The sequence below is a fragment of the Bradyrhizobium sp. WSM4872 genome, from assembly GCF_055811715.1.
Genome location: NZ_JBVVPT010000017.1, coordinates 91,604 through 111,126, shown reverse-complemented (window position 1 = coordinate 111,126; position 19,523 = coordinate 91,604). Strand labels below are relative to the sequence as shown.

Below are 19,523 nucleotides of genomic sequence, written 5' to 3'. Positions count from 1 at the left end.
GGTATGATCCGACGGGCTTGCTTGGTAGGATATCTCGATGGACCGGCGCGGCGTTGGAGTGCACCGGGCGGTTGGTGATGCGCCCATCATCGATGATGCAAACGCCGATGCGCCTCAAGCGCGTCGCGCAAGACGGTTCCCGCTTGGCCCGGCATTGGGAATAATCGCCGCATTGTCGGCGGTCTCGAATGCGAGCGCGCAGGAGGCAGAGCCGCGATCGTATTCGAATACGCCTGTCGGATTGAATTTCCTGATCTCGGGCTACGTTTACGCCCAAGGCAAGCTCGCGTTCGATCCCAGCACCGCGATCGCCGATGCCACATTCCGCTCCGATACCGGCGTAGTGGCCTATGTTCGGTCCTTCGACGTCGCTGGCCAGTCGGCCAAGTTCGATGCGATCGTGCCGGCATCGTCGTTTGCCGCGCATGGGCTCGTCAACGGCGAGCCGCGCGAACGGGAGATGTCCGGTCTGGGCGATCCGCGATTTCGTGTCTCGGTCAACCTGTTTGGGGCTCCCGCGCTCTCGGCGAAGGACTTCGCCAGCTACCACCAGGATCTGATCGTGGGCGTAAGCCTTCAGGTCTCCGCGCCCCTCGGGCAATATGACAGCACCAAGCTGCTCAACCTCGGCGGCAACCGTTGGTCCTTCCGGCCCGAGCTCGGAATTTCAAAGGCATGGGGACCATGGACGGTCGAACTCGCCCCCAGCGTGACCTTCTTCAGCGACAACACCGACTTCTTCGGCGGCAAGACGTTCTCGCAGGCTCCGATCTATGCGGTGCAGGGACATGTCATCTACACGTTCCAGTCCGGCATATGGATGGCGCTGGACGGACTGTATTTCGCCGGCGGCAGCACGACCCTCAACGGCATCAAAAACGACAACGAGCAGGCCATCTCGCGCGCGGGCGTGACGGTTGCGTTTCCGATCGATCGACAAAACTCAGTCAAGCTCTCTGCCAGCACCGGCATCACCAGCCGCACGGGAAGCGAACTGACAGCTGTCGGTATCGCATGGCAGTATCGTTGGGGCGAGGGATATTGAGGGACGATGATGGATGCCCTCACGTCCCCGGCTTCTCCACATCCCACTCGTTGCGGAACACGTGTCCGTCCGTATCCTTGGCTTCTGCGCGAAAACGCCTGGCGCCGTTGGAAACATAGGTGAAGCGCAGATTGGGATCTTCCGAGATCGAGATGCCGCCTTCCATCGAGAGCACGGGGCTGTCGTCCTGGGTCAGCTTGAGCTGATTGATGAAAAAGGCGGGAATGTAGAGCTGCGTGACCTGGTCCATCTGCAGGCCGGAATTGTTGGGGTGGCCGATCATGATCTGCGCCTCCCGCATGCGGCTCGCCGGGGCCTCCTCGCGCGCGAATTGCCGGTAGCGCATCTGCCCGAGCCGGTTCTGGGCTTCCTCGGCATTCTTGCCAGCTGGTGCCGAGCAGCCGCCGGAGGCTTTCACATAGACTTTCGAGACGTAGAGCTGTCCGTCGCTGAGCTCGGCCACCGCATGGACGTCGGTGTAGTTGTTGACGCGCACGCGCGTCGAGATTTCAGTGACGTTGGCATCCGGTCCGAGCTCGAACTTCGCCGCCATCGGTGCCGGGTTACGATCGATCACCAACGTGATCGAACGGATGCGGCGGGCATCGCCGGGCGAGAGCTTGCTGCGCAGGGTCACAGGCACGATGGCCGCGTCCTCGGCGCGATAGGGCATCTCGATGCCAATGACATTGCCGCCGTCATTCATCGGACGATTGCTGAAGATGTCCTGCACCAGTCCCGGCCAGGGATCGTAAGCTTCTTCAGCCTGCACCGGCACGGCGAATGCAATGCCGAGGAGCAGGGCGATCAGAGGCAGCCGGCGCGTGCATCCCGTCATGGTCATGGTCCTGCGGACGAAGCAACGTTTCGCGCATCGTAGCGCGTCCGCTACTCCCATTCAATTTCCGAAAATGCTGCGGTTGCGTTGCGGGCGTTGTAGTCTTCGAACAGCTCCCAGTGCGGCCGTTCCGAGGCGGCGGCCTTGTCTGCGGCGGTTCGGATCGGTTCGCCCTTCTTGTTCGATGCCCGAACGTCCGCCAGCAGTGCCGTCAGATAGCGCCGTTCATCGGCCAGCGCCGCAGGCCATTTGCTCACGGGCCCGTGACCGGGAACGACGCGCAGCGCCGGAATGCTCTCGAGTTCCGCGAGGGTGCCGAGCCAGCCGCGAATGCTGCCGTCCATCACGGGAATATGGCGGAGGAAGACGAGGTCGCCAGTGAACAGCGTCTTCGTCATCTCATCGAACACGGTCAAATCATTGTCGCTGTGCCCGGCCGGCCAAGCCCGCAAGCTCAGGCGGCGCCCGCCAAGATCGAGCGTCATTGTGTCCGTGACAAGCATTGTGGGCGGCACGATCTTCACGGGGGATATCAATTCGTCGCCCATGATCCGTCTGAAATTGTCGAGATAATACGGCCCGCGCGCAGCGAGCGCCCGCGGCAGCCTGCTGTGACCGACGAAAATGGTGTCCCCGAGGGCGAAGGCCGCATTGCCGAAAACATGGTCGGGATGGCCGTGGGTATTGATGACGTAGCGGATCGGCTTGCTGGTGCGGGCCCGCACCGCCGCCAGCAGCGCCTCGCCCTCGCGAACGCTACCGCCGGTATCAATCACGGCCACCGCATCCTCGCCCACGATGAAGCCAACATTGGCGATGTCGCCCTCGTTCTCGCGGGTCATCAGGGCGATGGTCCCGGAGTGTACGAAGATTCCCGGCGCGACTTCGCTCACAGGCAATTCGGCCGCTGCGGCGCATGCTAGCGTCGCTTTCACCAGCAGGGACAAGGCTGCGATCACGAGAGCGATGCGAGACACTTTTCCGCCTCAGTTCAAAGGGTTTGCGCGCATTGCACTGCAACAAAGAAAAGCCAGCACACAGTCTGGCAAAACATGGCGCGTCATGCGTTGCATGGCTAGCATTCAAACAAGCCTAGGAGGAAGCGCGATGACGGAGGCCGGACGACATCGTCGCTGGTTGTTTTCACTGAGTATCCTGGTTGCGTCTTGCGCGTTCGGCGACGTCGCCATCGCGCAGACCAACGAGACGGGTGACCTCTCGTTCGAGCTGGTCGATCCCAAGGTGCTGCGCGTCTGTTCCGACCCGCGCAATCTGCCGTTCTCGAACGAGAAGGGCGAGGGATTCGAGAACAAGCTTGCCGAGCTGTTTGCGGACAAGCTCCAGAAGAAGCTCGACTATGTCTTTTTTCCGCAAGCCACCGGCTTCGTGCGCATGACGCTCGGCTCGCATCGCTGCGACGTCATCATGGGCTTCCCCCAAGGCGACGACCTCGTGCAAGGCACCAATCCCTATTACCGCACGAGCTATGCCCTCGTCGCGAAAGCAGGCAGCGGGCTGGAGGAGGTCGACACGCTCGAGGATACCAGATTGAAGGGCAAGCATGTCGGCATCGTCGCCGGCACGCCGCCTGCGACCAACATGGCCATCGCGGGATTGATGGGTGATGCAAAGCCCTATCCGCTGATGATCGACACGCGCTACGACAATTCGGCGCAGGCCATGATCGATGACCTTACGGCCGGCAAGATCGATGCCGGCGTGCTGTGGGGACCGATGGCGGGGTTCTACGCGAAGAAGGCGGGCTCGCTTCATGTCACGCCGCTGGTCAAGGAAACCACCGGGCCAAAACTGGTCTATCGCATCGGCATGGGCGTACGTGGCGCCGATCAGAACTGGAAGCGACAGCTGAACAAGCTGATCCAGGAGAACCAGGGCGAGATCAACAAGATCCTGCTCGACTTCGGCGTGCCGCTGCTGGACGAGAACGATCGGCCGCTCGGCGCGGAGACGGCCAAGAAGGCACCATGACATGAGGCGGCGCGTTGTCGCTGCGCTGGTCGCCGCCATGCTGGTGGCGCCGGTCGTCGCGCAGCAGCAGGAGCCGTTCGAGCCCGAGGGCTATCGCACCGATAATTACCGCGCGCCTGTGCCGGCGACGCTCGGCGGCGCGCGCGTACTGTCGACGTCAGAAGCCGAGGCGATCTGGCACGCGAAGAGCGGCGCCTTCGTCGACGTGCTGCCGCGCGCGCCGAAGCCGAAGAATCTTCCAGCCGGTACCGTCTGGCGCGAGGCGCCGCGCAAAAATGTTCCGGGAAGCATCTGGCTGCCGGATACCGGCTACGGCATGCTGCCGCCCGCCATGGACGACTACTTTCAGCGCGGCCTCGCGCGTGCATCACACGGCGACAAGACCGCGCTGCTCGTGATTTATTGCCTGGCCGATTGCTGGATGTCCTGGAACGCCGCCAAGCGCGCGCTCGGGTACGGCTACTCCAACGTCGCCTGGTATCCCGATGGCACCGACGGCTGGGAGCGTGCAAAGCTACCCACTGAGGAGGCGCAGCCCGAGCCGCGGCCGGAGCAGTAGGCAAGCTGCATCACCTAGCGCAGGTGCGCTCCCTCGCCCCGTTCTTACGGGGAGAGGGTTGGGGTGAGGGCCCTTTCTCCTCAGATTGAATTCATCGAGGGACCTGTACCCCCTCACCCGGAATCCGCGCTGCGCGCGATTCCGACCTCTCCCCGCAAGCGGGGAGAGGTGAAGGCAACACTACTGCTTCTGCAACTTCGTCAGCGTGCCCGTGCCGTTATTGTCGGTCGCAGAGTAGCTCACCCGGTCGCCAGCGTGGACGGCGTCGAGCATCGCGGCATCCTTGGCCTTGTACTGCTGGAGCGCGCCGGCGCCGCCTGCGCTGCCACCGACTGTGCCCTTCTGCGTCTGCTGGATCGAGATCGTACTGTTGAGCCGATCGATCCGGGTGACCATTCCGGTCAGATCGTCAGCGAATGCGCTGCTTGCGAGCATGCTGATGGCCGCAGCGCCTGCGAGGATGAATTTCGTGGTTCCCATCGAGGCCTCCCGATGCCTTGGATTACCCATCGACAAGACATCCTAGACCGATTTGGTTCCGGCATATAGCGCGGCGGCGGGTTAACAACCGCAATGGAGGCGCGGGAACCTGCTGCAAGCGGTCAATGAGGCTGACGCTATTCCATTTCCTGCTGGATCACGCGTCCGAGCGCAAACAGCCGCTGGTCGATGGTGGTGGGAACCTCGCAGACGAACCGCACCACCTTGTGCCGGTCCTCGAAAATGCGGGTCTTCCAGATCAGCTCGTTGCTGAGCGCATCGACCTTCGCCTCGTCGCGCGGCGTGGCGCCCTGGAGCGCCTGGAGCTGGACACTCTCCTCGCGGATCTTGTCGGCGGCTTCGCGCTGCTTGCGGCTGACGCGCTCCAGCCCGCTCATGACCTGCGAGCGCTGAGCGTTGAGCGTGTCGAACAGGCCTGCGAACAGCAGTTTCGCATTCGCGGTCTTGTCGGACGCGGAGCCTGCCAAAAACTCCTTCACCAACTTCTCGGCCTCGTCCAGCGGCGTCTTGCGTGCCGACAGTTTCGCGACCAGCGCGCTGACTTTGGCGTCGTCCTTCCACTTGTTCTGCACGTCGTCGAGCGAAGGACCGGCCCAAACGGCTGCGAGCGAAATTTCCGGCACTTTTGCCTGCGTGCAGGGCCAATCCGGATAGCGCGGATCGGCCGCGCGTGCTGCCGTGCTCACGGCTGCGAGCATCAGAGCGGCCATGGCCAGAACCCGAACCGTCATCCTTCGCCTCCCGCAGGGCCCCGTCGCGCCAGCCCGCGCGAGGGATCATAGGCATAGATCGCGCCGATCATGAAGACGATTGTGCAGGTCGCGACCACCGCCAGCGAGATCCAGTTGATTTGCCCGTAGAATGCAAAACGTATCAGCTCGACCGCATGGGTGAACGGATTGGCCTCGCAGACATAGTAGAGATAGGGGCTGCCCTCCTGCACCCGCCAGAGCGGGTAAAGCGCCGACGAAGCGAAGAACATCGGGAAAATGACAAAATTCATCACCCCGGCAAAGTTCTCCAGCTGCTTGATGCCGGAGGAGATCAGCATGCCGAGCGAGCCCAGCATCAGTCCGGACAGGATCAGTGCCGGCAGCACGGTGAGATAGCCTGATAGAGGAGGGGTGATGTCCCAGAACCAGGCGATCAGCAGGAACGCGTAGACCTGGAGCAGCGACACCGCGGTGCCCGCGAGCAGCTTGCAGAACAAGAGGTAGCCGCGCGGCAGGGGGCTTACCAGCAGCGTGCGCATGTTCCCCATCTCGCGGTCGTAGACCATCGAGAGCGAGGACTGCATGCCGTTGAAGAGCTGGATCATGGCCATCAGCCCGGGCGCGATGAAGACCTCGTAGAGGATGTAGGTCTCGTAGGGCGGGATGATGGAGATGCCGAGCACCTGACGGAAACCGGCGGCGAAGATGAACAGCCACACCAGCGGCCGCACCAGCGCCGAGACGAACCGCTCGCGCTGGTGCAGGAAGCGCAGTCCCTCGCGCCAGACGATGCCCGTGAGGCAGGTCATATATTCGGCGGCCGAGAAGCCGCGTGGCGCCTCGCGCGTGGTGATGCTGCTCATGCGCCGCCGCCCGGCAAGGTCTGCGCGCCGGTCAGGCGCATGAAGGCGGTGTTGACGTCCTGCGCGCCGGCTTGCGCGACGACGCGACTCATCGGTCCCTGCGCCAGCACCTTGCCCTGATGCAGCACCACGAGATCGTCACCAGCCATAATTTCGTCGAACAGATGCGTGGCCCAGAGCACGCCGATGCCTTGCTCGCTCACGAGCTGGCGCACATGGCTGATGATGTCGGCGCGCGCCTTGACGTCGAGGCCGACGGTGGGCTCGTCCAGCAACAGCAGGCGTGGCCGATGCAGCAGCGCACGGGCGATCTCCAGCCGCCGCATCTGCCCGCCCGAGAGATCGCGCACCTTGTTGCCGGCGCGCTCGGTAAGCCCGATGCGATCGAGCAGCTCGGCGGCTCGCGCCCGAGCCTCGCGGCGGCTGATGCCGTGGAGTGCGGCGTGATAGAGCAGGTTTTGCGTCAGCGACAGGTCCAGATCGAGCGTGCGCGGCTGGAACACGACTCCGAGCAACCGCAGCGCTTCGCCGGGACTCCTGCTGATGTCATGGCCGAAAATGCCGACGCGGCCGGACTGGATGCCGAACAGGCGCGTGATCAGCGAGAACAGCGTGCTCTTGCCTGCGCCGTTGAGGCCGAGCAGGGCCGTGAAGCTCGCGGGCTGGACGTTGAAGGACACGTCCATCAGCGCGCGGCGCGGGCCATAGGCGTGGCTGACGCTGTCGATCGACAGCGCGGGCACGGCCGCCGGATCGGGCCTTGGTGTTTCGCGTTGTTCGGTGATGGGAGCAGGGCTGGTCATGGCGCGATCGTGATACCCCAGGGCAGTTCGCCCACCTGAATGGTCTTGATCACTTTTTGAGCGGCGACGTCGATGACGGAGACATCGTTGGACACGCCGTTGGTGGTCAGCAGAAATTTCTCGTCCGGCGTGAAGGCCATGTGCCAGACCCGTTGTCCCACCAGCAGATATTTCGTCACCTTGCGCGAGGCGGTATCGACCACGGCGATGCGGTTGGCGGGACCGAGCGCGATGAAGGCGGTCTTGTCGTCCTTGGTCATGCCGATGCCGACGGGCTGGATCGCCTCTTTCCTCAACCCCGGAATCTCGAAATTGATCTTGCCGGTCACCTCGTGCTTTCCAGGATCGATGATCGAGACGGTGCCGCCGATCTCCGAGGACACCCACAATTCCGAAGCGTCGTGCTTGAATTCGGCAAAGCGCGGCCGCGCGTCGACCAGCACGTTGGCAACAATCTGGCGCGACGACGTGTCGATGAAATGCGCCATGTTGGTGGTCTCGGACGTGTTGATCAGCGTCTTGCCGTCCGGGCTGATGGTCATGCCCTCGGGCTCGACGCCGACCTGGATGTCGCCTATGCGCGCGCGCTTCTCGAGGTCGATCACGGTCACCGTGTTGTCGTTCTCGTTGGCGACATAGAGGACCTTGCCGGCGGCATCCTGGGCGAACAATTCAGGGTCGGGCCCGGAGGGCAGGCTGTCCACCACGGTTTGCGTCTTGGCGTCGATCATCTGGATGGTGTCGTCGTCGCCGACCGCGACCATCACGAACTTGCCGTCGCGCGTGAAGTCGATGCCGCGCGGGCGCTGGCCGACCTTGATGGTCTTGGTCACCGTCCAGCTGTCGGTGTCGATCACCGACACCGTGTTGCTCTTCTCGTTCGAGACATAGGCGATGAACGCATGCGCCGGCGCCGCCGCCAGTGCCAATCCGGACAGCAACCCAACGCGCCACGCGCGCAACGTCCAGGTCCTCACTTTGATGTCCTCACTTCAGCTTGCATTTGCTCTCCGGGCGGTCATAGCCGAGGGTGTCGAGCTCGGAGACCTGGTGCAGGAAACCTTCCTGCGGCGACACCGACACCACCATGCGACCGTCGACCAGCAGGATCGGCTGGCGCAGCTGCAGGTTCCAGTCGCGCAGGGTCAGCTTTGTGCCCTTGAAGGCGGCGACCGAGAAATCCGGCCCCTTGATGAAATCGGTGACCTTCTTGACGTCGCCGGAATTGGTGCGCGAGGTGGCCTCTCCGATCATGCGCACCGCCGTCCATGCCTGCATGTCGAGTGCGGTCATCCGCCGCGCGTTGAGCTTGACGAAGCGGTTCTGCATCTGGATCGCGCCCCACTGGTCCTGCGCGGCGTCCCAGCTCCGCGGCACGAGGCCGGCAGAGCCCGCGACAGGCCGTGGATCCCAGGTGCGATAGGGCAGGTAGGCGCCGAACACCTCGCTCTCGTCGGCGGCGACCAGCACATCGTAGGCCGGCGCCTGTTGCGTGAACACCGGGATCTGGCGCTGGATCAGCGTCACGCCCGAGTCCGTGCGGCGCGCGCCGCCTTTGTCTTCGAAGCTGCGTTCCTGCACGATCTTGGCGCCGAACCGCGTCGCGGTGCGCCGGAGCGCATCGGCGAACAATCTGTCCTCGTCATGCGAGCCGACCACGAGGAGCCAGCGCTTCCACTGCTTCCACACCAGATATTGGCCGAGCGCATCGGCCAGCATTGCGCGCGTCGGCGCGGTGTGGATGACGTTGGCACGGCAATCGGCCTCGCGCAGCCGCTCGTCGATCGCGCCGGCGTTGAACAGCAGCGTGCCGCGCTCGCGCAGGGCGTCGGCGACCTTCAGCAGCGCGTCGGCCGGCAGGTCGGCGATGATGAAGCCGTTGCGTGCGGCGAGGTCGGTCGCGGCCTGCACGGCATCCTCGCCCTCCTTGATACGCCGCTCCTCCAGCGCAAATCGCTGGTTGAGGAATTTGCCGGTGGTGTTGTTGTCCTCGATGGCGAGGCGCGCGCCGGCGACGCCGTCATTCTCCGCGGGCTGCTCGACCAGCGACAGCGTCGATCTGGTGCCGGCAATTCCGAGATAGCCGACGCCGATCATGACAGGGTCGGCCGCGAGCGCGCTCGTCGCAGCAAAACCCAGGCCGATCAGGCCGACCAACCATCGGATCATGTTTCCTCCGTACAACTCCCCGGCTTGACCGCCGATGGAGAATTGTCTCTGCTAAAGCATGACCGATTTGTCAGGGCATGCAACCCCGCATTTCGTCCTCACGTTGCCACGCCGGGAATCACGATCATGCGAGCGCTGATATGTTTCGCCGCTTTGCTGTTGACGGGCTCGGTCGCGCTCGCCGATCCGCCGAAGCTCGCGGTGTTCGATTTCGAACTGATCGACACCAGCCTGCCCGGCGAGTTCTACGGATCCAAGCCCGAGGAGGCGCGGCTCGACCTGATCAGCGAGCAGTTGCGCAAGGCACTGGTTGAGTCAGGCAGGTTCCAGCTGCTCGATATCGCGCCGATCCGGGATGCGGCCCGTCACGCCAATCTGCAGGCCTGCGGCGGCTGCGACCTCAAGCTTGCCGGGCAGTTGGGTGCCGATTTGGAAATCACCGGCATGGTGCAGAAGGTCTCGAACTTGATCATCAATCTGAACATCTACCTGCGCGACGTGAAGACCGGCAACATGATCACGGCTGCCAGCGCCGACATGCGCGGCAACACGGATGAATCCTGGACGCGCACGATGAGCTATCTGATCCGTAACCGGTTGCTGGCACCGAATTACGGCAAGCCGGAGTAGAGTCTTCCAAGGGAGAGGCAGAAAGCTCACCCCTTCAATCTCTCCGCATGCCAGTGCAGGTGATCGCCCATGAAGGTCGAGATGAAGTAGTAGCTGTGATCATACCCCGCCTGTCGTCGCAGCGTCAGTGGGATGTTCGCCTTGTTGCAGGCGGCTTGCAGCAGCTCCGGCTTGAGCTGCTCCTTCAGGAAATTATCGGCCTCGCCGACGTCGACGAGGAAGCCTGAAAACTTCGCGCCGTCCTCGATCAGCGCCACGGTGTCGTGGCTGCGCCACATATCCTTGTTCGGCCCGAGATAGCCGGTCAGCGCCTTGATGCCCCAGGGCACGAGCGACGGCGCCACGATCGGCGCAAAGGCGCTGGCCGCGCGAAAACGATGCGGGTTGCGCAGCGCGACCGTCAGCGCGCCATGGCCGCCCATCGAATGGCCCATCACCGATTGGCGCTTCGCATCGACCGGAAAATTCTCCGCCACGAGTTTCGGCAGTTCGTCGGTGACGTAGCTCCACATGCGATAATTGCGCGAAAACGGCGCTTCCGTCGCATCGACATAGAAGCCGGCGCCTAGGCCGAAATCATAGGCATTGTTGGCATCGCCCGGGACGTCGGACCCGCGCGGGCTGGTGTCGGGCGCCACGAAGATCAGGCCGAGCTCGGCGCAGGCTTTGCGGAATTCGCCCTTCTCGGTGACATTGGCGTGCGTGCAGGTGAGGCCGGAGAAATACCAGACCACGGGCAGCTTGGCGCCCTGCGCGTGCGGGGGAACATAGACCGAGAACGTCATGTCGGTTCCGGTCGCCTGGCTGGCATGGCGATACACGCCCTGCACGCCGCCATAGGATGTATTGGTCGAGACAGTCTGGATCGTCATGCCATTATGCTCCGTGGCATCAAACCACATCAGGATTGCAACGCTTGTGTGACCGAATTCGTGGCGCCGTCAGGCCACGCCGCTGTCGATCGCCAGCCGCACCAGCTCGACAGAGGTTTTCACTCCGAGCTTCTGGCGCATGATGGACGAGGTGTTGGCGACAGTCTTGTAGGACGACTGCACCAGCCAGGCGATCTCGGAAAGGCTCTTTCCGGCACTGAGCAACCGCAAAATCTCCATCTCGCGCGCGTTCAGCTTCGATAGCGGGCTTTGCGCCAGCGCGGGTCCGGCAAAGGCGATGCTGCGCGCGATCGCGCTCGGCAGATAGGTGCCGCCGCCGCCGACGATGCGAATCGCCTCGACGAGATCGTCGGGGTCGCCGGTCTTGGACACGTAGCCCTTGGCGCCGCACTCGATCGCACGCGCGGCAAAAGCAGGGTCGTCGTTCATGCTGAACATGATGATTCGGGCATCGGGGGCGCGCTCGAGAATGCGGCGCGCGAGCTCGAAGCCGGACACGGTCGGCAGGTTGATGTCGATGATCGAGAGGTCGGGGCGCTCGACAATGAAGACGCACTCGCCGTCTTCGGCGTCGGCGGCCTCCAAAATCTCGATCTCGCCCTCGTCGGCCAGCACGGCACGGCAGCCGGAGGCGACGATGGGATGATCGTCGACGATCAAAATGCGCATAGGCGTTCCTCGCGACAGCGTCTTGGCCTGTTTCGCGCCCGGCCGGGATTGCTGTACGCTTTCGATTAGATATCGGGCGCTTCGCCTCTGTCAACGTTATCGGACAGGCGCAAGCCGATCCTTCGCGGGGGCACGGGCGAGACCAATGTGGCAAAATCTATCCTTGCGCGGGCGCATCAACCTGCTGCTGGCGCTGCTGCTGGCGCTGGGGCTCGCCGTCAATATCGGCCGCCAGGTTGCGGAAGCCGGGCCGCGCGTGCAGGCCGAGGACCAGAGCGTGATCCGGCTCGCGCGCGAATTCATCGAAATGATCGTTGCGGATCTCAACGAGGCGCCCGATCCGGATGCGAGGCTGAATCAGATCGCACGCGACCTCAGCCGCCTGCGCCATGTCAGCATCGCGCTCCGGGACGAAGCCGGTCGTCCGCTGACGCAGCCGCGGACCGACGCCGATGACGACACCCGCGCGCCGCCGGCCTGGTTCGTCAGCCTGGTGCATCCCGAGCAGACCGCGGTGAGCGTACCCGTCTCCATCCATGGCAAGCCGGGTTCGCTGCTTATCACCTCCCATCCCGATGACGAGATCGCCGAGATCTGGGACGCCATCGTGACCCAGCTCGAGGTCGGCTCGGTGATCGCGCTGGCGCTGTTCCTGGTGATGATGAATGTGGTCGGCCGGGCACTGGCGCCGCTCCAGTCCCTGGCGGATGTGATGGCCGAGCTTGAAGACGGTCGCTATCAGGCGCGCGTCGCGCCGGGCGGCGCGCCGGAACTGGCCGCGATCTGCACCAAGCTCAACCATCTTGCGGCGACGCTCAGTGACGCCATTGAGGACAAGCGGCGCCTCGCCGAGCGCACGGTGTCGCTCCAGGATGTCGAGCGCAAGGAGATCGCGCGCGAGCTGCATGACGAGTTCGGGCCCTACCTGTTCTCGCTACGCGCGCATGCCAGCGCGTTGGCGAAGCAGGCGGACGGACGCGCCCCGAGTGCGGAGGCCGTGCGAAAACACGGCAGTGCCATGCTGGAGCAGATCAACGCGCTGCAGCAGTTCAATCGCCGCGTGCTGGAGCGCCTCCGTCCCGTCGGCCTGGCCGAGCTCGGCCTGCGCCAGGCGCTGGAATCGCTGTCGCGACTGTGGCGGGAGTCGCATCCCGATGTCACCATCGAGACCGCGATCTCGCCGGCGCTTGGCGTCACGGGCGAGACCGCCGACCTCACCATCTACCGCATCGTGCAGGAGGCGCTCACCAACGTGTTCCGCCACGCCGGGGCGACCTCGGTCAATGTCGTCATCGAGCCGGTGGCGCAGACGGCAAGTGACGGCCGCGGCTGCGCCCGGGTGCGGGTCAGCGACAATGGCCGTGGCATGGAGCCGGGCCAGAAGCTCGGCTTCGGGCTCGTCGGCATGCGCGAGCGAATCCTGGCGCTGGGCGGCACGCTCAACGTCGTGTCCGGTGATGGCGGTCTGACCGTCGAAGCACTGGTTCCGACGGCGGCGGCCTGATCGCGTCGGGAAAAATTCCCGATTTGGTCGGGAAAATGGGTGCGGATATGCCCCGACCTTTTGTGGCTGGCGCACGCATCGCCGCCGATTACACTCGTTTCGACCAACCGGCGAAAATCAAAACAGCCGGCGGTGACGGATGGGAAGGCTGGGATGGGCGATCGTGTTCGGTTCAAGCGTTTTGGGTTCGAGCCTCTTGGGTTCAAGCGTTGTTTGTTGATGGCCTCGGTTTCTGCCGGGGTGGTCTCCGTCTTCGCGGTCCCCGCGGGAGCCGCGCAGGATGAAGAGACCAACGTCCAGAACCTGCCGCCGGTCGAGGTGACGGCGCCGCCGCCGTCAACGGCGCGGCGCACCGCGTCATCGCGTCCGGTTGCGCACATCGGCGCGCCGTCATCCGCCAGCCCCAAGACGCGCCTTTACGTCTATCCGACCGCGCCGGGTACCGGCAGAGGTCTTGACGTCGACAAGGTCCCGTCGGCGATCAACGCCGTCGACGCCGGCCAGATCAGGCGCACCGGCTCGCTGAACATCACCGACGCGCTTCGCGACAACATCGCTGGCGTCAACATCAGCGAGGTCACCGGCAATCCGTTTCAGCCGGATGTCGAATTCCGCGGCTTCGTTGCCTCGCCCGTGACGGGCACGCCGCAAGGCCTCGCCGTGTATCAGAACGGCGTTCGCATCAACGAAGCCTTCTCAGACGCCGTCAACTGGGACCTGATCCCGACCGCGGCGATCCGGTCGGTGACGCTCGTGACCAACAATCCCGCCTTCGGCCTCAACGCGCTGGGCGGCGCGATCAATTTGCAAATGAAGGACGGTTTCACCTATCAGGGCGCGGAGCTTGATCTCATGGGCGGCTCGTTCGGCCGCATCCAGGGCTCGGCGCAATGGGGCAAGACGGTCGACAAGAACTACGGCGTCTATGCCGCGCTCGAAGGCCTGCACGACAACGGCTTCCGCAATTTCTCCCAATCGGATGTGCGGCGCTTCTACAGCGACGTCGGCTACAAGGCCGGCGACAGCGAATTCCACGCCAACATGGGCGTCGCCAAGAACGATTTCGGCGCCAGCGCCACCGTTCCGGCCGAGCTGCTCGACAAATATTGGGGCGCGACCTACACGTCACCGCAGACCACCTCCAATCGCGTCGGCTATCTCAATCTGACGGGCAAAGTCGATGCGACGCCGACCTGGACGCTCGAAGGCACCGCTCATGTGCGCCGCTACGAGCAGAAGCTCGTGGACGGCAATCCGACCGACGCGCAGGAATGCACTGATCCGGGGCTCACCGGCCTTCTTTGCTTCGGCGACGGCGCCACACCGGCAAACGGTGTGAACGGTCTGCCGCTCGCCAATCCTTTCGCGTCCGGGACCATCCTCGGCGAGATCGACCGCAGCTCGATACGCTCGACCACCTTCGGCGTGTCGGGGCAGGCCACCAACACCGATCAATTGTTCGGCCACGACAACCGCTTCGTGATGGGCGCGACCTATGACGCCAGTGTCACGCGCTATAACGCCACCGCCGAAATCGGCACGATCGGAGAAAATTACGTCGTCAGCGGCGCCGGCCTGTTCCTGGGGCCGACCGGCGTACCTGATACCGTTGCCGGCCCTGTCTCGCTGCGGACCGTCAATCAATATAACGGCCTCTACGCGATGGACACGTTCAATATCACGGACGCCTTCGCCGTCACCGGCGGCGGCCGTTTCAACGTGGCGCGCATCACGCTGGAGGATCAGCTCGGGACCGATCTCAACGGCGATCACACCTTCACCCGGTTCAATCCGGTGATAGGCGGCACCTACAAGATCACGCCGGAGCTGACGGCCTATGCCGGCTATTCAGAGGCCAACCGCGTTCCGACTCCGCTGGAGCTAGGCTGCTCCGATCCAGCTCGTCCCTGTCTCATTGCCGCGTTTCTCGTCTCCGATCCGCCATTGAAGCAGGTGGTGTCCAAGACCGTGGAAGCGGGCCTGCGCGGCAGCAGGGACCTGAACATCGGCACGCTCGGCTGGAAGATCGGCGGCTTCCGCGCCACCAATTACGACGACATCGTCGCCGTTCCCGCAGTCGGCCGCACCGGCTTCGGTTATTTCTCCAATGTCGGCCGTACCAGGCGTCAGGGGCTCGAAGCCGAGATCAACATCAAGTCGCCCACGATTCAGTTTCAGGCGAGCTACGCGTTCGTCGACGCACGCTATCTCGACGCTTTCGCGCTCGGTTCCGAGAGCCCGTTCAGGGATACTGTCACCGAGACCATTCAGGTGCTGCCCGGCAACCAGCTCCCGGCGATCCCGCGCCATCGCGTCAAGGTCGGCATCGACTATGCCGTCACCGACGTCTGGAAAGTCGGCGGCAACGCGCTGTTCGTCTCCAGCCAATATCTGGTCGGCGACGAGTCCAACCAATATGCGAAGCTGCCGTCCTACACCGTGTTCAACCTGCACACGTCCTACCAAGTGACCAAGAACGTCCAGCTCTACGGCAAGATCGACAACATCTTCGACAGGCGCTACGCGACCTATGGACAGTTCTTCGACCGCACAGCCGTCCCCAACTTCACCAATGGCGCCGCCGAGTTCACCGACCCGCGCTCGCTTAGCCCGGCAAGACCGCGCGCCTTCTATGCGGGGATGCGGGTGACGTTCTGATCTTGGCTCGGTAAGCCCGGGGGCCGACGCGGGGTGGCACCGCGCGAAACGGCGTGTCACGCCGGCTCTGTTCTACCTCAAGCCGATTGACTCATTGTTCATGTTTTGTTCTTATGCTGCTCGTCCAGCCAAGGGAGCGAGCCATGGACAACCGCATTAACGAAATCCGCAGGATCATCAGGGCGTTGCGCGTCAGCATGCGCGAAGCCGAGGCCATCATGCATGAGCAGATCAACAGGGACGAGGACTGCAGCTTCGTCGCAGGCGAAGTCATGAAGATGCGCACGGTGATGAGCGGGCTCGTTCAGGAGCGGGCCGCGCTCGGAGATTCCGACCCGATCGTCGTCGCCAGCCTCTTCGTTCCCCGCCGTCGGCCGATGCCGTCGCGCGTCGGTGTCGAGAAGCGCCGTCTTGTTCCGCCGCGAGAGATGGCACGAGCATGAAGGGGGAGAGGCCGACCTACTTCTCCGACATGCAGGAGCCGCCGGAATTTCTGAAGGCGCTCCATCATGCGCGGCGCCTGTCCTGCCTCGAGGGCTGGTGCCGCATGCACATCGAGGCCATCCAGGTCGCGATCGACCAGTACGCGGAGGCGGCTCTCGGCAACCGGGAGTTCTTCCTCAACAAGCCGCACAGCATCGGTGAGAACCGGAGAAGCGGTGACGTGCCGTAACAGCGGCGCATGTCGGCGTATCGACCTTTCGAAACCTCCGATGATCCCGCGCGCCGGCGAAGCTTGGCGTCGCGCTGTTTTTACCGATCGGAAACCATAGCGAATGATCCTAAAATTGTAACGAAACGACTTGGCTGTCTCGGCGTCGATCTGTCGGAGGGCCCGTCCGATGACAGAGCACCAGTTGAGAGAGCAGGAATTCCAGATCGCGCGTTACCGGCGGTTGGAGCGCGAAGTGACCGATCCACTTGCCGCGTGTCTGCTTCACAGCATCATTGAAGACCTGGAAGCCGAGCTGCGCAGGGATAGCCCCGATTGGCATGGGCCGCGCGATTAACGCTTTGTTAGCGCTGATCGTGTCGATGATGCGCGAGGGAATACCGGGAGACTGCTCCCATGTTGAAGGACGGCACCTATGCCGCCTGGTACAAGACGCCCCTCGATCAGGGGACCGGGATCGTCCATATCGCAGACGGACAGATCTGGGGCTGCGACAGCCTGATGACCTATCACGGCTCTTGCAAGGTCGACGGCGATCGCTTCACCGCCACCGTGTCGACGAAGCGCCATACCGACGGACGCGCAACGGTGTTCGGTGTCGACGATGAGCTCACGCTGGACATCGAGGGAAACTGCCCGGGCAAGGTCGCGACCTACACGGCGACGGCAGCGCAAGCGCCGGGAATGATCCTTCAGGGTACGCTGATCCTAACGGAACAGCAGGCGCCCGCGCCAGAACGAACCCGGCAGATACCGCCGTTCAATCCCGACAAGCTGCCAAAATTGCCGAAGCGCTCGCGCTGAGCGAGGGAGCCGCCGTCATCGAGCAGTTCACTGCGAATACGAAAGCTGATCTTCCGTCACGACTCGCTCGATTTTCTCCGACTTGCACTTGATGCGGTATCGGAGACGTCCATCGGCCTCGATGGGCATATGCTGGACGATCGTGTAAATCATCGGTGGCTCAGTTGCGGCGCGTCCTTGTGGGCCTTGGGGCTGGTGGCGAACGTCTTCATTCAGCTTGTAGGCATACGACATAGATCTACCTCGAATTCACAGTGGCTCTGGCGTGGGGCCGGTCGTTGTATCCCTGACAGGGCAGGCGCTTGCTCAGCGGAAGAGGTTACCACAGTCTCATGCGGTCAAACCGCGTCCTAAGTCAGTGGTTCTCTTGCTTGACCGGTGCAGACAGACAATCGCCCAGAGCGGAGCGGCGATGGTGCACCATACGCCATATTTGCGAACTTTGGTCCTAATTTCCGAGCGGTTTACGGCATTCTGTAAGCATGGGGGGAACCGACAGCTTCCTCGCCGGATTGGGCTGGTAATTCGAACGACCGTGGGGCTGGTATTTCGGCTTTGGGGTAGCTCTGCCGACGATCGCCGTGGCCCCTTTCGGACAACTTTGTCGCATTCTGCAATCCTGCATCCTCGGCCCTCGGCTCGCCCGCTTCTCAAACGACCCGCGATTCGCCATGGTGCCGCCGCAAGAGCATCACCCCGGAGCAGGATCAATGTCGGACAAGGTCTCGCGTCGCCAGTTCGCCACGCTGGCGGGATTGTCCGCAGCCGGAATCGCCAATCCTCTCGAGGTCGCGGACGCCAAGCCCGCATCGCCGCCGCGGAACGTGGACGGCTTTCCGGCGGGCTTCGTCTGGGGCACGGCGACTTCGTCCTATCAGGTCGAGGGCGCGGTCAACGAGGACGGGCGAGGGGCCTCGATCTGGGACAAGTTCGTTCGCATCCCCGGCAAGATCGAGGACGGCACCACCGGCGACCGCGCCAACGAGCACTATTACCGCTACAAGGAGGACATCGCGCTCATCAGGGAGCTCGGTTGCAAGGCCTATCGCTTCTCGGTGGCCTGGCCGCGGCTGTTTCCGGACGGCGACGGCAAACCCAACCCGAAGGGGCTCGACTTCTACAACCGCCTGGTCGACGAACTCCTCAAGAACGGCATCGAGCCGTGGCTGACGCTTTATCATTGGGACCTGCCGCAATCGCTCCAGGACCGGTTTGGCGGCTGGCGCTCGACGGAGACCTGCAAGATCTTCGGTGATTACGCGGCCTATGTCGCCGGGCACCTGACCGATCGCGTCAAGAACGTGTTCACACTGAACGAGAGCGGTCGCTTCGTCCATTTCGGCTATGGCATCGGCATCGACGCGCCGGGCGTGACGCTGCCACAAGCCGAGGTCAATCAGATCAGGCACAACAGCGCGCTCGCGCACGGGCTCGCGGTACAGGCGGTGCGCGCCCATGGCCGCCGCGGCACCAGGGTGGGGCCGGCCGAGAACATCGACGCCTGCGCGCCCGCGATCGACACGCCCGAGAACGTCCGTGCTGCCGAGATCGCGCTGCGCGAGATGAACGCCGGCTATCTCAACGTCATCATGACGGGCCAGTATACCGACGCCTTCCTGAAGTTCGCGGGGCGCGACGCGCCGAAATTCACCGATGCGGAGCTGAAGATCATCTCCTCACCGGTCGATTTCCTCGGCCTCAACATCTACGCGCCGCAGAACTACGTGGTGGCCTCCGACAAGGGCGCGGGCTTCATGCCGCTGCCGATCCCGAAATCGTTCCCGCACATGAATTCGGACTGGCTGCGCGTCGGCCCCGAGACGATCTACTGGGTGCCGAAGCTGGCGGCGAAGATCTGGAAGACGGACGCGATCTATATCAGCGAGAACGGCACCTCCGGCGAAGACGTTGTGACGCCCGACGGCAAGATCTACGATACCGATCGCATCATGTATTTGCGCAACTACCTCGCCCAGCTCCAGCGCGCTACCGCCGAAGGCGTGCCGGTGCGCGGCTATTTCCTCTGGAGCCTGATGGACAATTTTGAATGGGTGTTCGGGCTCAACAAGCGCTTTGGGCTCTACCACGTCAATTTCGACACCCAGGTGCGCACGCCGAAACTCAGCGCCAGCTTCTACCGCAACGTGATCGCGAAGAACGCGGCGGGGGTGTGATTGCTCTCCCTCTCCCTGTTCTTGCGGAGGCGCGACGA

General features: G+C 63.5%; 21 protein-coding genes. 11 read left to right on the top strand and 10 right to left on the bottom strand.

The window, feature by feature from the left end; all coding sequences use genetic code 11:
- The first annotated feature begins 37 nt into the window (after positions 1 to 37).
- Positions 38 to 1,045: a transporter gene (locus AC0L3C_RS22365; RefSeq protein WP_473408997.1), complete on the top strand. Its 1,008-nt coding sequence runs from the start codon at positions 38 to 40 to the stop codon at positions 1,043 to 1,045.
- A 19-nt stretch (positions 1,046 to 1,064) separates the two neighbouring features.
- Here AC0L3C_RS22365 and AC0L3C_RS22360 read toward each other — a convergent pair whose 3' ends face one another.
- Together AC0L3C_RS22360 and AC0L3C_RS22355 are read right to left on the bottom strand one after the other, a co-directional pair.
- Positions 1,065 to 1,883 (bottom strand): quinoprotein dehydrogenase-associated SoxYZ-like carrier, encoded by an 819-nt coding sequence (locus tag AC0L3C_RS22360; protein ID WP_473408996.1) that lies wholly within the window; start codon positions 1,881 to 1,883, stop codon positions 1,065 to 1,067.
- A gap of 50 nt (positions 1,884 to 1,933) precedes the next feature.
- Complete coding sequence (locus AC0L3C_RS22355; RefSeq protein WP_473408995.1) at positions 1,934 to 2,860, bottom strand: quinoprotein relay system zinc metallohydrolase 2; 927 nt, start codon at positions 2,858 to 2,860, stop codon at positions 1,934 to 1,936.
- A gap of 130 nt (positions 2,861 to 2,990) precedes the next feature.
- Between AC0L3C_RS22355 and AC0L3C_RS22350 the strand changes: the two genes are divergently transcribed.
- Both AC0L3C_RS22350 and AC0L3C_RS22345 read left to right on the top strand, forming a co-directional pair.
- Positions 2,991 to 3,872, top strand: coding sequence for a substrate-binding domain-containing protein (locus tag AC0L3C_RS22350; RefSeq protein WP_473408994.1), 882 nt, complete (start codon positions 2,991 to 2,993; stop codon positions 3,870 to 3,872).
- Between the two features lies 1 nt (position 3,873).
- Complete coding sequence (locus AC0L3C_RS22345; protein ID WP_473264935.1) at positions 3,874 to 4,431, top strand: PQQ-dependent catabolism-associated CXXCW motif protein; 558 nt, start codon at positions 3,874 to 3,876, stop codon at positions 4,429 to 4,431.
- 180 nt (positions 4,432 to 4,611) lie between these two features.
- Here AC0L3C_RS22345 and AC0L3C_RS22340 read toward each other — a convergent pair whose 3' ends face one another.
- From AC0L3C_RS22340 to AC0L3C_RS22315, 6 genes are all read right to left on the bottom strand, one after another.
- Complete coding sequence (locus AC0L3C_RS22340) at positions 4,612 to 4,911, bottom strand: copper-binding protein (RefSeq protein ID WP_063995428.1); 300 nt, start codon at positions 4,909 to 4,911, stop codon at positions 4,612 to 4,614.
- A gap of 137 nt (positions 4,912 to 5,048) precedes the next feature.
- Entirely contained in the window at positions 5,049 to 5,663 is a 615-nt protein-coding gene (locus AC0L3C_RS22335; protein ID WP_473264934.1) for a hypothetical protein, read from the bottom strand.
- A complete protein-coding gene (locus AC0L3C_RS22330) occupies positions 5,660 to 6,508 on the bottom strand; it encodes an ABC transporter permease (RefSeq protein ID WP_473264933.1) in 849 nt (282 codons plus the stop codon). Before AC0L3C_RS22330 ends, AC0L3C_RS22335 begins: the two co-directional genes overlap by 4 nt.
- Entirely contained in the window at positions 6,505 to 7,311 is an 807-nt protein-coding gene (locus AC0L3C_RS22325; RefSeq protein ID WP_473408993.1) for an ABC transporter ATP-binding protein, read from the bottom strand. Before AC0L3C_RS22325 ends, AC0L3C_RS22330 begins: the two co-directional genes overlap by 4 nt.
- Entirely contained in the window at positions 7,308 to 8,288 is a 981-nt protein-coding gene (locus AC0L3C_RS22320) for a YVTN family beta-propeller repeat protein (protein ID WP_473408992.1), read from the bottom strand. The genes AC0L3C_RS22325 and AC0L3C_RS22320 overlap by 4 nt, the downstream gene beginning before the upstream one ends.
- Positions 8,289 to 8,298: 10 nt before the next feature.
- A complete protein-coding gene (locus AC0L3C_RS22315; protein WP_473281852.1) occupies positions 8,299 to 9,480 on the bottom strand; it encodes an ABC transporter substrate-binding protein in 1,182 nt (393 codons plus the stop codon).
- A gap of 126 nt (positions 9,481 to 9,606) precedes the next feature.
- Here AC0L3C_RS22315 and AC0L3C_RS22310 point away from each other — a divergent pair, with 126 nt between their 5' ends.
- The gene (locus tag AC0L3C_RS22310; RefSeq protein ID WP_473264930.1) at positions 9,607 to 10,110 is read left to right on the top strand and encodes a DUF3280 domain-containing protein; all 504 of its coding nucleotides are present in this window, start codon (positions 9,607 to 9,609) and stop codon (positions 10,108 to 10,110) included.
- Positions 10,111 to 10,136: 26 nt separating this feature from the next.
- On the opposite strand, the gene fghA is transcribed toward AC0L3C_RS22310, so the two are convergent.
- The gene (gene fghA, locus AC0L3C_RS22305) at positions 10,137 to 10,982 is read right to left on the bottom strand and encodes an S-formylglutathione hydrolase (protein ID WP_473408991.1); all 846 of its coding nucleotides are present in this window, start codon (positions 10,980 to 10,982) and stop codon (positions 10,137 to 10,139) included.
- Between the two features lie 69 nt (positions 10,983 to 11,051).
- Positions 11,052 to 11,672 (bottom strand): response regulator, encoded by a 621-nt coding sequence (locus AC0L3C_RS22300; RefSeq protein WP_473281848.1) that lies wholly within the window; start codon positions 11,670 to 11,672, stop codon positions 11,052 to 11,054.
- A 145-nt stretch (positions 11,673 to 11,817) separates the two neighbouring features.
- Here AC0L3C_RS22300 and AC0L3C_RS22295 point away from each other — a divergent pair, with 145 nt between their 5' ends.
- The 7 genes from AC0L3C_RS22295 (at position 11,818) to AC0L3C_RS22265 (ending at position 19,485) form a co-directional block, all read left to right on the top strand.
- Positions 11,818 to 13,176 (top strand): histidine kinase, encoded by a 1,359-nt coding sequence (locus AC0L3C_RS22295; RefSeq protein WP_473264927.1) that lies wholly within the window; start codon positions 11,818 to 11,820, stop codon positions 13,174 to 13,176.
- Between the two features lie 153 nt (positions 13,177 to 13,329).
- Complete coding sequence (locus AC0L3C_RS22290) at positions 13,330 to 15,834, top strand: TonB-dependent receptor (RefSeq protein ID WP_473408990.1); 2,505 nt, start codon at positions 13,330 to 13,332, stop codon at positions 15,832 to 15,834.
- Positions 15,835 to 15,977: 143 nt separating this feature from the next.
- Entirely contained in the window at positions 15,978 to 16,277 is a 300-nt protein-coding gene (locus AC0L3C_RS22285) for a hypothetical protein (protein ID WP_473281842.1), read from the top strand.
- Complete coding sequence (locus tag AC0L3C_RS22280; protein WP_007601418.1) at positions 16,274 to 16,507, top strand: hypothetical protein; 234 nt, start codon at positions 16,274 to 16,276, stop codon at positions 16,505 to 16,507. The genes AC0L3C_RS22285 and AC0L3C_RS22280 overlap by 4 nt, the downstream gene beginning before the upstream one ends.
- A gap of 169 nt (positions 16,508 to 16,676) precedes the next feature.
- Positions 16,677 to 16,844 carry a hypothetical protein gene (locus AC0L3C_RS22275; RefSeq protein ID WP_007612915.1) on the top strand — a complete coding sequence of 56 codons (168 nt, stop codon included), beginning with the start codon at positions 16,677 to 16,679 and terminating at the stop codon, positions 16,842 to 16,844.
- 59 nt (positions 16,845 to 16,903) lie between these two features.
- Positions 16,904 to 17,311, top strand: coding sequence for a hypothetical protein (locus AC0L3C_RS22270; protein WP_473264925.1), 408 nt, complete (start codon positions 16,904 to 16,906; stop codon positions 17,309 to 17,311).
- 710 nt (positions 17,312 to 18,021) lie between these two features.
- On the top strand, positions 18,022 to 19,485 hold the full coding sequence (locus tag AC0L3C_RS22265; RefSeq protein WP_473408989.1) for a GH1 family beta-glucosidase: 1,464 nt from the start codon (positions 18,022 to 18,024) through the stop codon (positions 19,483 to 19,485).
- The last annotated feature ends 38 nt before the right edge of the window (positions 19,486 to 19,523 follow it).

Excerpts from the sequence above, each read along its gene's own strand:
- AC0L3C_RS22365 (WP_473408997.1), top strand. The coding sequence starts at position 38 with ATGGACCGGCGCGGCGTTGGAGTGCACCGGGCGGTTGGTGATGCGCCC.
- AC0L3C_RS22360 (WP_473408996.1), bottom strand. The coding sequence starts at position 1,883 with ATGACGGGATGCACGCGCCGGCTGCCTCTGATCGCCCTGCTCCTCGGC.
- AC0L3C_RS22350 (WP_473408994.1), top strand. The coding sequence starts at position 2,991 with ATGACGGAGGCCGGACGACATCGTCGCTGGTTGTTTTCACTGAGTATC.
- AC0L3C_RS22345 (WP_473264935.1), top strand. The coding sequence starts at position 3,874 with ATGAGGCGGCGCGTTGTCGCTGCGCTGGTCGCCGCCATGCTGGTGGCG.
- AC0L3C_RS22340 (WP_063995428.1), bottom strand. The coding sequence starts at position 4,911 with ATGGGAACCACGAAATTCATCCTCGCAGGCGCTGCGGCCATCAGCATG.
- AC0L3C_RS22335 (WP_473264934.1), bottom strand. The coding sequence starts at position 5,663 with ATGACGGTTCGGGTTCTGGCCATGGCCGCTCTGATGCTCGCAGCCGTG.
- AC0L3C_RS22330 (WP_473264933.1), bottom strand. The coding sequence starts at position 6,508 with ATGAGCAGCATCACCACGCGCGAGGCGCCACGCGGCTTCTCGGCCGCC.
- AC0L3C_RS22325 (WP_473408993.1), bottom strand. The coding sequence starts at position 7,311 with ATGACCAGCCCTGCTCCCATCACCGAACAACGCGAAACACCAAGGCCC.
- AC0L3C_RS22315 (WP_473281852.1), bottom strand. The coding sequence starts at position 9,480 with ATGATCCGATGGTTGGTCGGCCTGATCGGCCTGGGTTTTGCTGCGACG.
- AC0L3C_RS22310 (WP_473264930.1), top strand. The coding sequence starts at position 9,607 with ATGCGAGCGCTGATATGTTTCGCCGCTTTGCTGTTGACGGGCTCGGTC.
- fghA (WP_473408991.1), bottom strand. The coding sequence starts at position 10,982 with ATGACGATCCAGACTGTCTCGACCAATACATCCTATGGCGGCGTGCAG.
- AC0L3C_RS22300 (WP_473281848.1), bottom strand. The coding sequence starts at position 11,672 with ATGCGCATTTTGATCGTCGACGATCATCCCATCGTCGCCTCCGGCTGC.
- AC0L3C_RS22295 (WP_473264927.1), top strand. The coding sequence starts at position 11,818 with ATGTGGCAAAATCTATCCTTGCGCGGGCGCATCAACCTGCTGCTGGCG.
- AC0L3C_RS22290 (WP_473408990.1), top strand. The coding sequence starts at position 13,330 with ATGGGCGATCGTGTTCGGTTCAAGCGTTTTGGGTTCGAGCCTCTTGGG.
- AC0L3C_RS22285 (WP_473281842.1), top strand. The coding sequence starts at position 15,978 with ATGGACAACCGCATTAACGAAATCCGCAGGATCATCAGGGCGTTGCGC.
- AC0L3C_RS22280 (WP_007601418.1), top strand. The coding sequence starts at position 16,274 with ATGAAGGGGGAGAGGCCGACCTACTTCTCCGACATGCAGGAGCCGCCG.
- AC0L3C_RS22275 (WP_007612915.1), top strand. The coding sequence starts at position 16,677 with ATGACAGAGCACCAGTTGAGAGAGCAGGAATTCCAGATCGCGCGTTAC.
- AC0L3C_RS22270 (WP_473264925.1), top strand. The coding sequence starts at position 16,904 with ATGTTGAAGGACGGCACCTATGCCGCCTGGTACAAGACGCCCCTCGAT.
- AC0L3C_RS22265 (WP_473408989.1), top strand. The coding sequence starts at position 18,022 with ATGTCGGACAAGGTCTCGCGTCGCCAGTTCGCCACGCTGGCGGGATTG.